We start from the raw sequence: 15399 nt of genomic DNA on the forward strand, positions 1-15399 counted from the left end.
AGCTCCCTTTGTTTAGCCGCTCAAGATGGCATCTTGTGTAGTATGAGATGCTATCTTGAACAACACAAGATGCCATCTTGAGCGGCAAAGGTAATCATGCTTCAGTAGATATGCAAGCTTTTTGCGGGGGAAAGGTAAGGGAGATGTGCGTGATGGGGAGGGGAGGCTGCAGCGCGGACGTTAAATAACCGAAACTTCTCCTCCTTTTAGCCGCTTAAAGCGGGAAACTCCTCCTGAAAATGTGATTGGATGGAGGAAACTCCTCCTGATTTTTGTGAACGTGCCTCTTTATGCGGTGGGAAGTTTCTTTCGTTAGGTTGTATTGTATATGAAATAAAAATATAGGGATTTTGTGTCGTATATGAAACAAAAATCCTATATTTGTGTTGCGTATATAAAACAAATAAAGAAGATGGATCAAGAACTGATAAAACAGATTATAGGTGAAAATCAGGAGTTTGTTCAGAATGTGAAGTTGCTGCAACGTCCTTTCAAGTTTGAAGACAACGGGAACTATGTCTTTTTAGGCATTCGCCGTGCCGGAAAGTCTTATCTTATGTTTCAACGGATCCATGAGCTGATGAAAAGGGGAGTTGATATAGAAGAAATTCTCTATCTTAATTTTGAAGACGAACGTTTCATAGGACTGAAGTCGGAAGATTTGGATGAGATAAAGCGGGTGTATGAAGAAACATTTTCTTTTCGTCCAATTTTCTTTCTGGATGAGATACAGATTGTGCCAGGCTGGGAAAAATTTGTTCGTCGACTGGCAGATAAGAGCTATCGGGTATTTGTTACGGGAAGCAATGCTAAAATGCTGAGTTCTGAGATTGCTACGACCTTGGGCGGGCGTTTCCTGATACAGAATGTATATCCATTCTCCTTTAGGGAATTTTTAAAATTCGAAGGATTTGAATTGAAATCAAATTGGCTTTATACACCGGGTACTAGAAATGGGGTGGTGCGTAGTTTTGATACTTATTTCTATAATGGCGGTTTTCCGGAACTACTTTCTTTTGAAGATAAGCGTTCATGGTTGAGCGGATTGTATCAGAAGATATTTTTCGGCGATTTAGTTGCCCGTTATTCTTTGCGTAATTCGGATTCAATGCGGTTGTTGGTGAAAAAATTGGCGGAGAGCGTGATGCAACCTTCTTCTTATAATCGTTTGAAGAATATAGTTTCTTCAGCGGGAGAAAGTGTGGGGGTGCGTACCATTATTGATTATGTGGGCTATCTGCAAGAGACTTGGCTTATATTCAGTTTGGAAAACTATGCTGCGAGGTTCGCAGAGCGTGAGAGTAACCGTAAATATTACTTTATTGATAATGGAATCTTGAATTTGTTTATTTTCCGGCCGGAAACTTTATTGTTGGAGAATCTTGTTGCGATAACCTTGCATCGTCAGTTTGGAGAAAAGGTTTATTTCTACAATCAGCATATAGAAGTTGACTTCTATATACCGGAGGAAAGTTGGTTGATTCAGGTTTCATATAATATTTCGGATGTGCAGACTTTTGAGCGTGAAGTCAATGGAATTGTGAAGGCGGCTAAGTTCCTGAATGCGGAAAGACTTCAGATTGTGACTCGTAATGATGAACGGGTAATAGAAAAGGATGGGCTTTCAATAGAGGTGTTGCCTATCTGGAAATGGCTTATTCAGATTGGTAAAAGCCGGAGCGGTAACACATATTAAGTACCAGAGTTTGCGTTTTTAGCCAGAGATACATATCTTCGCAGCCTATTCAAATACTTGTCGATTAAGAAAGTGAATAACAGCGGAAAGAAGAGAGTAGTTATAGCATGGGTGCTGATGATGGCACTTCTGCCGTTCTTCGTGGTGAAGGCTTTTCACCATCACGAGGACGAGCATGCGGCTTCCTGTTCCCATGCAGATCATCCGCGCCATTCGTCCGATGATTGTGCTATCTGTCACTTTTCTCTTTCTCTTTTCACGGAAGCGCAGTCTGTTGACTTCCGTTGCATCTTAACGCCCATCACATTTGAGCAGGTTGTTCATCAGGATAAGATTGTTTATACACTGTCTTATTCACATTATCTACGCGCACCTCCCATAGCTTGATTACATAATTTACATTCATGTGGAGACGGGCTTTCTGTAGCTTGCCTCTCATTGTTTTATTCTAAATTAAGATTGTAATCAATGCGTATAGGAATTATTCCGGGCGTGATGGGAATGTTGTGTACAACCCTTTCCGTCCATGCGCAGGAATCTGATTCAGTCCGTAATGTAGCTTTGCCTGAAGTCGTGATAGCGGAAACCTATCAACAGCTTCAGAACAAAAAGACTGCACTTACGCTCGAAGTGGCTGACAGGGATTTCTTGCGGAAACATTTCACGGGTAACTTCATGCAGGCTATGGAAAATATCCCCGGCGTGCAGGCTATGGATATCGGTTCGGGATTCTCCAAGCCGATGATTCGTGGCATGGGCTTTAATCGGGTGGCTGTATTGGAGAATGGCATCAAACAGGAAGGGCAGCAGTGGGGTGCAGACCACGGTCTGGAGCTGGATGCTTTCAATGTGGATGCCGTGAATGTAATGAAAGGTCCTGCTTCGCTGCTTTACGGCAGTGACGCCATGGGCGGAGTGATTGACATTGCTCCGGTGCAGGTGCCGGCAGAGAATATGTTGTTTGGCGACGTGACGCTGTTGGGTAAGTCTGTGAACGGAACCATAGGCGCTTCACTGATGTTGGGTATCAAAAGAAATGCCTGGTATACGCGGTTGCGTTACTCGGAACAGCGCTTTGGAGATTACCGTATCCCGGCAGATACGATTGTTTATCTGACTCAGAAGATGCCGGTCTACGGTCGTCGGCTGAAAAATACGGCGGGATGGGAACGTAACGTCAATTTCTTTACCCAATATCAGAAGAAGGGATATAAGTCGAATCTCGCTGTGTCCAATGTTTTTCAGAAGACAGGGTTCTTCCCCGGAGTACATGGAGTTCCCGACTTGTCACGTCTGGAAGACGACGGTGACAGCCGGAACATCGATCTTCCTTACAGTAAGGTAAATCACCTGAAAGTAACCACTCATCAGCAGTATGCCTGGGAGAAGTTTATTCTGTCGGGTGATATCGGTTATCAGAACAATCACCGCGAGGAATGGAGTGCGTTTCATACCCATTACGGAACACAACCTCTGCCGGAAACTGATCCTGACAAAGAACTGGCCTTTAATCTGAATACTTTCAGTTTTTCGGCAAAAGGACGGTGGATCGGCTCTTCTTCTTGGGAACATCGGATGGGGTGGGACTCTCAATTCCAGCGAAATACGATTTCCGGTTATTCTTTCTTGTTGCCGGAATATGATCGTTTTACTACCGGTATATCCTGGCTTACGACGTATCGTCCGGATAATACATTATCCGTCAGTGGAGGTGTACGGTATGACTATGGTCGCATGCGTGTCTTTGCCCATGATGATCCTTACCTGGCTACTTATTTGCAGGAACAGGGGTATGATGAAGAGCAGGTGGAGTTCTACCGGTGGAACAGTCGTCGGGTAAACAGGAGCTTTGGCGACTATTCTTTATCATTGGGTGTGGTATGGACGCCCTCGACGCGGCATCAGTTGAAGGTAAATGTCGGGCGGAGTTTTCGTCTTCCGGGAGCTAATGAACTGGCTTCGAATGGTGTGCATCACGGCACATTCCGTCATGAACAGGGAGATGCTACACTTTCGTCCGAACAGGGTTGGCAGATGGATGCTTCTTATCAGTTGAAGTACGGGAGATGGTCCGTATATGTTTCTCCTTTCGTCAATTGGTTTAGCAATTATATCTTTCTGCGGCCTACGGGGGAATGGTCTGTTTTACCCCATACGGGACAGATTTACCGTTATACGCAGACGGAAGCCTTGTTTGCCGGAGCGGAGGCGAGTGTGGAACTGACTATTTTGCCCACTCTCAACTACCGTCTATCCGGTGAGTATGTCTATACCTACAATTGTGATGAACGTATTCCTTTGAGCTTTTCTCCACCTGCCACGCTGCGCAACACGCTCATCTGGCAAAGGAAGCGGTATATGCTTTATGCCGAATGGCAGAGCATAGCCAAGCAAAATCGTGTGGATCGCAACGAAGACCGCACGCCGGGTGCAAACCTCTTTCATATAGCTGGCTCTCTTGATTTACCCGTTGCCGGAACGGAAGTGGAGATTACTTTGACTGTCCGTAATCTATTCAATACGCGGTATTACAATCATCTCAGTTTTTATCGGAAAGTGGAGATTCCCGAACCGGGGCGAAACTTTCAATTATTAATTAAAGTACCATTTAAAAAATTATTCAAATGAAAACAAGATTTTATTTCCCGATGATTATTTCCCTTTTAGTGATAAGTGTCTCATTACTTACTGCTTGCGGAGACAGCGACAATCCGCTTAGTGATACTACAAAACCGGTGATTGATCTTAAATCACCTGCCGAAGGCGGAGTGCTGGCAATAGGCAGTGAACACGGAGTACATTTTGAGATGGACTTATCGGATGATGTCATGTTGAAATCGTACAAGATAGAGATTCACAATAATTTCGACCATCATTCGCATGATACCCGCACTGCTGAGACGACTGTTGATTTCACCTTTAATAAGTCTTACGATGTTTCGGAACAAAGGACGGCTCATATCCATCATCATGATATCGTGATACCGGTTAATGCCACTCCGGGAGATTATCACCTGATGGTTTACTGTACGGATGCTGCCGGAAATGAGGCGCATGTCGCACGCAATATCGTGTTGAGTGCGACGGGAGGAGATGACGGGCATCACGAAGAATAACGGTTTACGCTGGTTTTATTCGATATATCGAACAATATTGTATTATTTTTATTCGATATATCGAATGAAACGCAAACTTTGGGACAACAAAAGCAAAGTATTGTATTAGGTGCTTTCTTTATTTTTGCCTACTTTTGCATAGAAAATAAAGATGAATATGGAAAATCAGAGACCTTTGATATTGGTTTCCAATGACGATGGTGTCATTGCAAAAGGCATTAGTGAGTTGGTTAAGTTTCTTCGTCCGCTGGGAGAAATAGTTGTGATGGCGCCGGATGCGCCGCGTTCGGGTAGTGCAAGTGCGCTGACTGTAACGGAACCCATTCATTACCAGTTGGTTCGTAAAGATGTAGGGCTGACAGTTTATAAATGCTCCGGTACTCCGGTAGACTGCATAAAACTTGCTTTACATACGGTGCTCGATCGCAAACCCGATCTGATAGTCGGTGGTATCAATCACGGCGATAACTCTGCCGTGAATGTGCATTATTCCGGTACGATGGGAGTGGTAATTGAAGGTTGCCTGAAAGGTGTGCCTTCCATTGGTTTCTCTCTTTGCTGTCATGATCCGAATCCTGATTTTGAGCCTTCTGGTCCTTATATCCGTGAGATAGCCCGTCAGGTTTTGGAAAAGGGGCTGCCTCCGTTGACTTGCCTTAATGTAAACTTCCCCAATGTACAGGAACTCAAGGGAGTTAAAGTCTGCGAACAGTCCAAAGGACAGTGGACCAATGAATGGGAGAATTTCGCGCATCGCGGTGATACCCATTACTACTGGCTGACCGGTGAGTTCCAGAATACCGATTCCGATAATGAAAAGAATGATCATTGGGCACTTGATAACGGGTATGTAGCTATTACTCCGACCAAGGTGGATGTTACGGCTTACGAACTTATAGATGAACTGCAAAGCTGGTTCTAATCTGATTTGATATGAAGTATTACTTGATTGTCGGTGAAGCTTCCGGTGACTTACACGCGTCTCACCTGATGGCTGCTTTGAAGTTTGAAGACCCGCAGGCGGAATTCCGTTTCTTCGGGGGCGACCTGATGGCAGCAGTGAGTGGAACGATGGTGAAGCACTATAAGGAACTGGCTTATATGGGCTTTATCCCGGTGTTACTGCATTTGCGCACAATCTTTGCCAACATGAAACGATGTAAAGAGGATATCGTGGCATGGCAGCCGGATGTAGTGATACTGGTGGATTATCCCGGTTTTAACCTGAATATTGCCAAGTTCCTGCGGGCTAAGACGCAAATCCCGGTCTATTATTATATCTCTCCGAAGATATGGGCGTGGAAAGAATACCGTATCAAGAATATCAAGCGGGATGTGGATGAATTGTTTTCCATTCTGCCGTTCGAGGTGGAGTTTTTCGAAGGCAAGCATCATTATCCGATACATTATGTAGGCAATCCTACGGTAGATGAAGTGACTGCTTTTCGTGCGGAACATCCTGAAACGTACGATGATTTTATTCGTGAGACCGGATTGGAGTCTAAGCCGATCATCGCTTTACTGGCGGGTAGCCGGAAGCAGGAGATAAAAGATAATTTGCCCGATATGCTTCGTGCAGCTTCTGCTTTTCCTGAGTACCAATTGGTTTTGGCCGGTGCGCCCGGTATTTCTCCTGACTATTATTATGAATATATAGGCGGTGCGAAAGTAAAGATCCTTTTCGGACAAACCTATCGTTTGCTGCAACAGGCTGAAGCTGCATTGGTAACTTCGGGAACTGCTACGCTGGAAACGGCCTTGTTTCGGGTGCCGCAGGCTGTTTGCTATCATACGCCGATAGGGAAGGTCATTTCGTTCCTGCGCCGTCATATACTGACGGTAAAGTATATTTCATTGGTGAATCTTATTGCAAACCGTGAGGTGGTGAAAGAGCTCGTGGCTGATACGATGACAGTAGAGCAGGCCCGTGCCGAACTGGAACGTATCTTATATAATAAGGAGTATCGGCAACGGATGCTCGAAGGTTATGAGTATATGGCATCGCGTCTGGGAGATGCCGGTGCACCGAAGCATGCTGCGCAAGAGATGATACGCCTGTTGCGAAAATGAAATTCCTAACATAATGAAAGTCTTTTTGCTTCAAAAGGATATAAAATAGTTAAAAGAGATAAAGCCGGTGCAGTAAATGCCCGGCTTTCGTATTTTATAGTCAGAATACACGAAAGATTATGAACTAACAATTTTTACGAAAACAAGCAAAAGGACTTTGATTATGAAGAGATTACATTGGCTATTTTTTATGATGTGCTTGGCAGTACTACCTGCGTTGCAATCATGCGATGATTTAGATGACGGATACTCTATCGGTGATTTTTCTTATCCGAATTGGAGCACCGTACGCGTGAAGGGGAATACTTTCTATCTGGAAAGTGACACTTGGGGAACGCTTTGGCCTATTAATACTAATATGGGTTGGTATCAGCCTGTAGACGGGCAGCGTATAATAACAATCTTTAATCCCATCTATGATAATTATGAAGGATATGATCATGCCGTGAAGATTGAGAAGATCTGGCATGCCCTGACGAAAAGTGTGGAACCGCTGACATCGGAGAATGATGAGGAATATGGTAATGATCCGGTATTTATCTATAAAGGGGATATCACCATCAGTGGGGGATATATGAACGTTATCTTTATGCAGAATCTGCCGAAGAATTCGGGTACGAAACATCGCATCAGTCTGGTACAACGTGCAGAAGATGCCGAGGTTCCTTTAGCAGAAGAAGGTAATGATGACGGATATATTCATCTGGAACTTCGATACAATGATTATGATGACCTGAGTGGAGTTCGTGCTCCCGGATTAGTGTCATTCAATCTGAAAGAATTGAATATAACTTCTGAAACGAAAGGTATCAAGTTGAAACTGAATTCAGAAGTGAACGATGAAGTCGAAATTACCTTTGAAAAACAATCGGATAATTCCCAAAAAGCTTCTAGCTTAGATTTCTCAAAGATGCAATTGAAATAAAGTAAAGTGTTTTGTGTAGGGTCGGGTGAATGTGAATTCCTCCGGCCTTTTTTATTTCATCAACATTAAAACGTAGAGGTAAACCACTGCTGCGGGGATTGCCAGTAAAGCACTGTCGAAACGGTCGAGCATTCCACCGTGGCCGGGTAGGATGTGACCCGAATCTTTGATACCTAACTGGCGCTTCATTAACGACTCCGTCAGATCACCCCAAGTACCGAAGATGACAACAACCAGTGCCAGTCCCGCCCATTCCCAAACAGACAGGAATGAGAAGTAGTGGGCGAATACGAATGAAGAAGCAATAGAGAACACACCACCACCGATGCTTCCTTCCCATGATTTCTTGGGGGAAATACGTTCGAACAAACGATGCTTGCCGATTAACGAGCCTACACAATATGCTCCAGTATCACTCAGCCATATAAATACAAAGATGGAAAGTGGTAGGATGGGATTGTAGGTCACGCTGCTTTCTGCCGGGTTATATTGGAAAGCCAATACGTTGAGCAGCGCAAACGGTAATGCTACATACAGCTGGCTTAACATGGAAAAGGCCCAGTTGCCAATGGGATTTTTCTTTTTCAGATACAGTTCTGTAATTATCAGGTAAAGCAGTAATGCCAGATAAGGCAGAAATACCTGGGCTCCGATAGTAGATTGACAAAAGCCCATTACGGCCAAGAAGAGATAAGCGCCTCCTAAAGCGGTAATTGTTTTATTGATTTGTACTTCACCGTTTTGGTTTATCAGGTGGGCAAATTCGTGTACGCTCAGTGCACCGATAATGGTGAACAGGATACCGAATGAAAGGGGGCTGTATAGGATACAGCCCACCAATACTACTACGAATAACACACCTGTGATGGCGCGTTTTAAGAAATTGCTTTTCACGGTAATTCCGTTTTTAGTTCTTTATTCTTTTGCGGGTCGTTCTACAGAAACTTTGGTACCTTCTGCTGAAACCTTTGTTTTGCCGGTTTCTGTTCCGCCTTCAACATTGTTTTCTTCTTCCGCTTTTACTTCTTTTTCGCTCTCCACGGCTTCTTTGGCAGCTGCTTCTTCGGCTTTCTTAAGGTCTTCCGAAATCTTGTTTGCACTGATTTCTTCAGAACGGGAAGCCCAAGGACGTTTTCCGAAGATTTCCTCTACGTCTTCTGCGAAGATAACTTCTCTGTCTATCAGCAACTGTGACAGTTTGGCGTGCCCATCCTTATGATCGGAAAGTATTTTCTTTGCACGTTCATACTGTTCGTTCACCATATTCTTCACTTCTTCGTCAATCAGTTCAGCTGTTTTTTCGCTGTACGGGCGATTGAAAGAATATTCATCGTTGCTGTAATAACAGAGGTTGGGCAGCTTTTCGCTCATTCCGAGGTAGGCGATCATGCCGAAAGCCTGTTTTGTAACACGTTCCAGGTCATTCATGGCACCGGTCGAAATACGTCCCAGGAACAAATCCTCAGCGGCACGTCCACCCAATGTGGCGCACATCTCATCAAGCATTTGTTCTTTGGTGGTAATCTGGCGTTCCTCGGGCAAATACCAGGCAGCGCCCAGCGCACGTCCGCGTGGAACAATCGTTACTTTAATCAGCGGATTGGCATATTCCAGCAACCAGGAGATGGAGGCATGTCCTGCCTCGTGGATAGCGATGGAACGACGTTCCGCTTCCGTAGTGATTTTCGTTTTCTTTTCCAGGCCACCAACAATACGGTCTACAGCATCGAGGAAATCTTGTTTGCCTACGAACTTTTTGCCGTGGCGGGCAGCGATCAGTGCAGCCTCATTGCAGACATTGGCGATATCGGCACCGGAGAAGCCCGGGGTCTGGCGTGCCAACAGGTCTACGTCTACCGTATTATCTATTTTGATGGGGCGTAAGTGTACGCCGAATACTTCCTTACGTTCATTGAGGTCGGGAAGGTCTACATGAATCTGGCGGTCAAAACGTCCGGCACGCAATAAGGCTTTATCCAAAACGTCTACACGGTTGGTAGCAGCCAGGATAATTACACCGCTGTTGGAACCGAAACCATCCATTTCTGTCAATAACTGGTTCAATGTGTTTTCGCGTTCATCATTTCCACCCATTGCGGCAGCTTTGGCGCGGGCACGACCTACGGCGTCAATTTCATCAATGAACACGATACAGGGGGCTTTTTCTTTGGCTTGGCGGAACAAGTCACGTACACGTGATGCACCTACACCGACAAACATTTCCACAAAGTCGGAACCAGCCAGTGAGAAGAACGGTACGTTGGCCTCGCCTGCCACAGCTTTGGCAAGCAGGGTCTTACCGGTTCCCGGAGGGCCTACCAGCAATGCGCCCTTGGGTATCTTACCTCCCAGGTCTGTATATTTTTGCGGTTCTTTCAGGAATTCCACAATTTCCTCTACTTCCTGTTTGGCCTCGGCAAGTCCGGCTACATCTTTGAATGTCACTTTTACGGGAGTCCCCTTCTCAAACAGTTGGGCACGCGATTTACCGACATTGAAAATGCCGCCACCGCCTGCACCGCCACCACCGCTCAGACGGCGTGACATGAATATCCAGAAACCTATAAGGAAGGCAATAGGCAGAATCTGCCACAGTACGACCCCGAAATAATTGCGTTTCTTTTCGTAGTTGATAGAACCGTCAAAGTGCAGTTCATCTTTTTCCTTTTGCAGGAAGTTTCCCAAGCTTTCACGAGATGGTGCTTCAGTCGTAATCATGGGATTTTTACCCACTTTACTAGAGTCTGCCTGAAATACGTTTTTAACGTATTGCGGCTTGATATATGCTTCTACAGAGTTATCATCATAACCGATGATTTTGCTCATATAGCCGTCACGTACGTATTGCTGGAATTCGTCATAAGAGACACTTTTGATTCCGGTACTGTTTTCATTGGTGATGTACAAGCCCAGAAGCATCATAGCTATGATCATATACAGCCAGTTCAGGTTGAACTTGGGCATATTTACCTTATTGGGCTTTTTGTTAGCGTTATTATTATTGTTGTCCATAGGGCTTATTAATCAATGTCAGGTATTTGGGTTAATTTGGCGTCGGCCCAGAGATTTTCCAGATTGTAGAAGTCTCTCGTTTCGGGTAGAAACACATGGACCAGTATGTCGGAGTAATCCATTGCTACCCATTCGGCATTGCGCAATCCGTCTATTGCAAAAGGTTTGCTGTTAGCGCCTTTGCGGGTGAATTCCTTTACGGACTCTACAATGGCGGTCACCTGGCTTGGGGAGTTTCCCTGACAAATGACGAGATAGTTGCAGATAGTATCGCCAATTTTAGAAAGATCTGCTATTACAATATTTTTTCCTTTTTTATCTTGTATACCTTCGGTTATTTGTTGAATGAGTTTCTTTGATTCGTTCATTACTTATTATTAAAATTAAACAGTTGACAAATATACGCTGAATTCTTGTATCAAACACCTAAAAGGGAAAAAGTCTTTCAATTTTTGATTTTTTTTAGGTATATATTTCTTTGGCATACGGCATCTTAGCAGATTTTAGAGAAAAAAACACGAGAAATTGTTTTGGATTATCAAATTCTTTGTATCTTTGCAACCGCAAAACAGGAACGACCTGTTATTGGGCTATGGTGTAATGGTAACACTACAGATTCTGGTCCTGTCATTCCTGGTTCGAATCCAGGTAGCCCAACTAAAAAAAGCTGCGAATGTAATAAGTTCGTAGCTTTTTTGCTTTTTCTCCCTAAGTCTATTAACGTCTAATACAAATAATGGAGCTTATGAAGAGATTCATTCAGTTTCTGCTGCTATTTTTCTTTATTTTAGGATCAGAGGGTAGAGCATGTGTCAAATGTAGTGAAGGCATTACGGTAAATGCTGTCGATCATCAACGTCTGAAATCGAAAGCGCATGAAGCAAAGGCATATTGCGTTAGTAAGGGATTCAGTACGAATTATTGTTTCTTAGTAGATTTCAGCATACATTCTGGTAAAAAGCGTTTCTTTGTTTGGGATTTTAAAGGAGATTCCATTAAGTATGCAAGTCTTTGTGCCCATGGCTATGGGAAAGATAGTACACCTTCTAAACCTGTCTTTAGCAATACGCCGGGAAGTCTTTGCTCTTCTCTGGGAAAATACAAAGTAGGTATTCGGGCTTATAGCAAATGGGGAATCAATGTCCATTATAAATTGCATGGTCTGGAACCCACTAATGATAATGCTTTCAAACGTATTGTCGTATTACATTCTTATACTCCTTTGCCTGCGACAGAAGTTTATCCTTCACATCTTCCATTGGGTATGAGTCAGGGATGTCCGGTGATTTGCAATGAAACGATGAGGCAAATTGATGTGTTGTTAAAGGCTGAAACCAAGCCTGTGCTGTTGTGGATTTATAATGATTGATCATACTTTATGTTTTAAGTAATAATGTAGCAATTCTATTCAAAATAATTAAAACTATGGCAAAAGAGTTAGAACTCAAATACGGCTGTAACCCTAATCAGAAGCCGGCCCGCATTTTTATGCAGGAGGGGGAGTTACCTATCGAAGTCCTGAACGGACGTCCGGGATACATCAATTTCATGGATGCACTGAACGGTTGGCAGTTGGTGAAGGAGTTGAAAGAGGCTACCGGAATGCCGGCTGCGACTTCATTCAAACATGTTAGCCCTGCAGGTGCTGCTATTGGTCTGGAATTGGATGAGACAATGAAGCAGATTTATTTTGTTGATAACTTGCCGCTTTCTCCTCTGGCCAGTGCATATGTGCGTGCCCGTGGTGCGGACCGTATGTCATCTTACGGAGATTTTATAGCTTTGAGTGATGTCTGTGATGAGGCGACTGCCCGTTTTATTAACCGCGAAGTGTCCGATGGTGTTATTGCTCCGGGATATACGGACGATGCACTCGAAATTCTGAAGAACAAGCGTAAGGGTACTTATAATGTGATTAAGATCGATCCTTCGTATAAACCTGTACCGGTTGAGCGTAAGGATGTGTTCGGAATAACTTTTGAACAGGGACGCAACGAGATTCAGTTGAATGGCAGCGAATTGTTCGCTAATATCCCTACCCGGAATAAGACTTTTCCGGATGCTGCAAAGCGTGATTTAATGATAGCACTTATTACTTTGAAATATACGCAGTCCAATTCTGTATGTTATGTGAAAGACGGACAAGCGATTGGTATCGGATCAGGGCAGCAAAGCCGTATCCACTGTACCCGTTTAGCTGGGAATAAAGCTGATATCTGGTATCTTCGCCAGCATCCAAAAGTATTGAACTTACCTTGGGTAGAGAAAATCCGCCGTGCCGACCGTGATAATACGATTGATATTTATATCAGTGATAACCATGATGATGTGTTGGCTGACGGTATTTGGCAGCAGTTCTTTACAGAAAAACCGGAAGTGCTGACCCGTGAGGAAAAGCGTGAATGGCTGAATACTCTGAAAGGAGTAGCTTTGGGTTCAGATGCTTTCTTCCCGTTTGGAGATAATATAGAGCGTGCTCATAAGACTGGTGTGGAATACATTGCCCAGGCAGGAGGTTCAGTACGTGATGATCATGTTATTGAAACTTGCGATAAATACGGTATCGCTATGGCATTTACAGGTATTCGTCTGTTCCATCATTAATAAGATATAAATAACGAAGAGGGTGTTTCAAAAACGTTGAAGCACCCTCTTTGTATATATAGGCTTAAATTATTCGGCGCTACGAATGGAATCGTCGATAACTTTAATTTTTTGTTTTACCAACTCGATGTCTGCCTTCAGTTTTTCTACTTTGCGGTTTAGTTCCGTCAGCAGGCTGTTGCCTTTCTTTGAAGAAGCTGTCAGGAAGCCAAGATTATTCTCATAAGTCTGCAATTCGTTCTTCATGGCATCTGCTGCACGTACCAGTTTCTCGCGTTCGCGATAGAGTGACTGCGGGCTACCTTCCTGAATACTGCTGATGTTGGATTTGAAGTTACTCAACTTCTTATTGGCTGCGCTGATGTTGAAGTGGTCGAACAATTTATCCACTTGTCCGTGGTATTGCTTATACAAACGGTCTTTTTCCTTGAAAGGTACATGCCCGATGTTGTTCCATTCCTTCATTAATTCGCGTACCAATTGAGTCGCTTCATCCGTATCCATATTTTCATCAATGGCACCCAACTTCTCAATGATTTCCTTCTTCTTATTCAGGTTGTCTATCTCAACGGAACGTTGGGAAGAAGTAGCCTTGTTCTTCTGTTCGAAGAAGTAGTCGCAAGCGGAAATAAACCGTTTCCATATTGCATCAGAATATTTTTTTGCTACCGGACCGATAGTCTTCCATTCTTTTTGCAGTTTGGTTAGTTCGTCAGCGGTTGCTTTCCAGTCGGTACTGTCTTTCAGAGCTTCGGCTTTCTCGCAAAGAGCACGTTTTTTATCCAAATTTGCATTCATACCCTCTTTCAGGGCTTTAAAGAATTCACCTTTTTTGCGGAAGAATTCATCACACGCTTTACGGAAACGCTCGAATATCTTCACATTCATCTTTTGCGGTGCGAAGCCGATGGTCTTCCACTTGTTCTGCAGGGCAATGATTTCCTGTGTTTTATTATCCCAGGCAGCAAAATTGGTCAGCTCATTGTAGTCTATTGCTTCAATGATTTCACAAATCACTGTTTTCTGGTCAAGATTATGCTGCTCTACTTCCTTCAATGATTCGAAGTGCTGCTGATGACGGCGATTTACGGCTGTGGAAGCAGCTTTAAATCGGTTCCATACTTCGTCACGCAGTTCCTTGGCAACCGGACCCGTGTCGCGGAATTCCTGATGTAGCTTTTGTAACTGATGGAAAGCCGACACTACATCCGCTTCATCTGCCAGTTTTTCAGCGGCCTCGCATAGATGTGTCTTGATTTCCAGGTTTTTTTTGAAGTCATATTCGCGGAATTCATTATTCAGCTTCAACAGATCGTAGAACTTCTCCACATAGAGTTGATAACTCTTCCACAGTTCGTTGACTTTGGCTTGCGGAATAAGTTTCACTTCATTCCACTGTTGCTGTAATTTCTTGAATTCTGAGTAGGATTTGTTGGCATCGTCGGGTGACTCTACGAGTTCTTTCAGTTCCTCGATAATGGAAAGTTTGATTTGCAGATTCAGCTCTTTTTGTTGTTCCTGTTCAGCTGACAATGCACCTCTCTTTTCTTTAATGACGGACATGATATTTTTGAATTCCTCTTCAACGGTATCCGTTGTCGGAATGAAATTCTCTGCTATTCCCCCGTTTTCGATAAACAGCTTCTTTGTCGCTTCTTGTTCGGCATTATGAAGCTTATAGAAAGCCTGTTTCAGACTATCTATTTCCTGCTTGCCGGCATTTTCCACATCCGCGGAAATCTCTTTCAATTTAGCCAGGATATCTTCCTTGCTTAGCTTTTGTGCGGCTTCTACCGGCTGTTCTTCCTGCGTTGCTTCTTCAGCCGGAGTTTCCGTCAGAGCCGGTTCTGAAACCTCAGCTGCTTTCTTTTCTTCTTCTAATTCCACCGCCTTTTCGGGGAGATTAGTGTCATGAGTGTCCATCATTGTAGATACATTTTAAGAAACGGTTTTACCCGTTCGGGTTACATTAGGTC

13 protein-coding genes and 1 tRNA gene are annotated in these 15399 nt (G+C 43.9%); 10 read left to right on the plus strand and 4 right to left on the minus strand.

Features of this window, described 5'->3' with window-relative positions:
* The first annotated feature begins 412 nt into the window (after positions 1–412).
* The 7 genes from K6V21_RS10730 (at position 413) to K6V21_RS10760 (ending at position 7807) form a co-directional block, all read left to right on the plus strand.
* Positions 413–1696, plus strand: a complete 1284-nt coding sequence (locus tag K6V21_RS10730) for an ATP-binding protein (RefSeq protein ID WP_224321759.1) — start codon at positions 413–415, stop codon at positions 1694–1696.
* Between the two features lie 72 nt (positions 1697–1768).
* The gene (locus tag K6V21_RS10735) at positions 1769–2083 is read left to right on the plus strand and encodes a hypothetical protein (RefSeq protein ID WP_394799628.1); all 315 of its coding nucleotides are present in this window, start codon (positions 1769–1771) and stop codon (positions 2081–2083) included.
* 81 nt (positions 2084–2164) lie between these two features.
* The gene (locus tag K6V21_RS10740; protein WP_224321760.1) at positions 2165–4324 is read left to right on the plus strand and encodes a TonB-dependent receptor; all 2160 of its coding nucleotides are present in this window, start codon (positions 2165–2167) and stop codon (positions 4322–4324) included.
* Positions 4321–4812: a DUF4625 domain-containing protein gene (locus tag K6V21_RS10745; RefSeq protein WP_224321761.1), complete on the plus strand. Its 492-nt coding sequence runs from the start codon at positions 4321–4323 to the stop codon at positions 4810–4812. The genes K6V21_RS10740 and K6V21_RS10745 overlap by 4 nt, the downstream gene beginning before the upstream one ends.
* 157 nt (positions 4813–4969) lie before the next feature.
* A complete protein-coding gene (gene surE / locus K6V21_RS10750) occupies positions 4970–5734 on the plus strand; it encodes a 5'/3'-nucleotidase SurE (protein ID WP_044262530.1) in 765 nt (254 codons plus the stop codon).
* Between the two features lie 11 nt (positions 5735–5745).
* Positions 5746–6882 carry a lipid-A-disaccharide synthase gene (lpxB, locus tag K6V21_RS10755; RefSeq protein WP_224321762.1) on the plus strand — a complete coding sequence of 379 codons (1137 nt, stop codon included), beginning with the start codon at positions 5746–5748 and terminating at the stop codon, positions 6880–6882.
* Between the two features lie 163 nt (positions 6883–7045).
* Positions 7046–7807 carry a NigD-like protein gene (locus tag K6V21_RS10760; RefSeq protein ID WP_044262437.1) on the plus strand — a complete coding sequence of 254 codons (762 nt, stop codon included), beginning with the start codon at positions 7046–7048 and terminating at the stop codon, positions 7805–7807.
* 51 nt (positions 7808–7858) lie between these two features.
* Here K6V21_RS10760 and K6V21_RS10765 read toward each other — a convergent pair whose 3' ends face one another.
* From K6V21_RS10765 to rsfS, 3 genes are read right to left on the minus strand one after another with little or no spacing between them, the layout of a single operon-like run.
* Positions 7859–8701, minus strand: a complete 843-nt coding sequence (locus tag K6V21_RS10765) for a phosphatidate cytidylyltransferase (protein WP_007212352.1) — start codon at positions 8699–8701, stop codon at positions 7859–7861.
* 21 nt (positions 8702–8722) lie between these two features.
* Entirely contained in the window at positions 8723–10819 is a 2097-nt protein-coding gene (ftsH, locus tag K6V21_RS10770) for an ATP-dependent zinc metalloprotease FtsH (protein ID WP_217715416.1), read from the minus strand.
* 8 nt (positions 10820–10827) lie between these two features.
* Entirely contained in the window at positions 10828–11187 is a 360-nt protein-coding gene (gene rsfS / locus K6V21_RS10775; protein ID WP_007212354.1) for a ribosome silencing factor, read from the minus strand.
* Positions 11188–11405: 218 nt separating this feature from the next.
* Between rsfS and K6V21_RS10780 the strand changes: the two genes are divergently transcribed.
* The 3 genes from K6V21_RS10780 (at position 11406) to K6V21_RS10790 (ending at position 13423) form a co-directional block, all read left to right on the plus strand.
* Positions 11406–11476, plus strand: a tRNA-Gln gene (locus K6V21_RS10780).
* Positions 11477–11555: 79 nt separating this feature from the next.
* On the plus strand, positions 11556–12188 hold the full coding sequence (locus tag K6V21_RS10785; RefSeq protein ID WP_217715415.1) for a murein L,D-transpeptidase catalytic domain-containing protein: 633 nt from the start codon (positions 11556–11558) through the stop codon (positions 12186–12188).
* A gap of 56 nt (positions 12189–12244) precedes the next feature.
* Positions 12245–13423, plus strand: coding sequence for a phosphoribosylaminoimidazolecarboxamide formyltransferase (locus K6V21_RS10790; RefSeq protein ID WP_224321763.1), 1179 nt, complete (start codon positions 12245–12247; stop codon positions 13421–13423).
* Positions 13424–13492: 69 nt separating this feature from the next.
* On the opposite strand, the gene K6V21_RS10795 is transcribed toward K6V21_RS10790, so the two are convergent.
* A complete protein-coding gene (locus K6V21_RS10795; RefSeq protein ID WP_224321764.1) occupies positions 13493–15349 on the minus strand; it encodes a DUF349 domain-containing protein in 1857 nt (618 codons plus the stop codon).
* Positions 15350–15399 lie beyond the last annotated feature (50 nt).

This window comes from Bacteroides cellulosilyticus (assembly GCF_020091405.1).
Classification (GTDB): Bacteria; Bacteroidota; Bacteroidia; order Bacteroidales; family Bacteroidaceae; genus Bacteroides.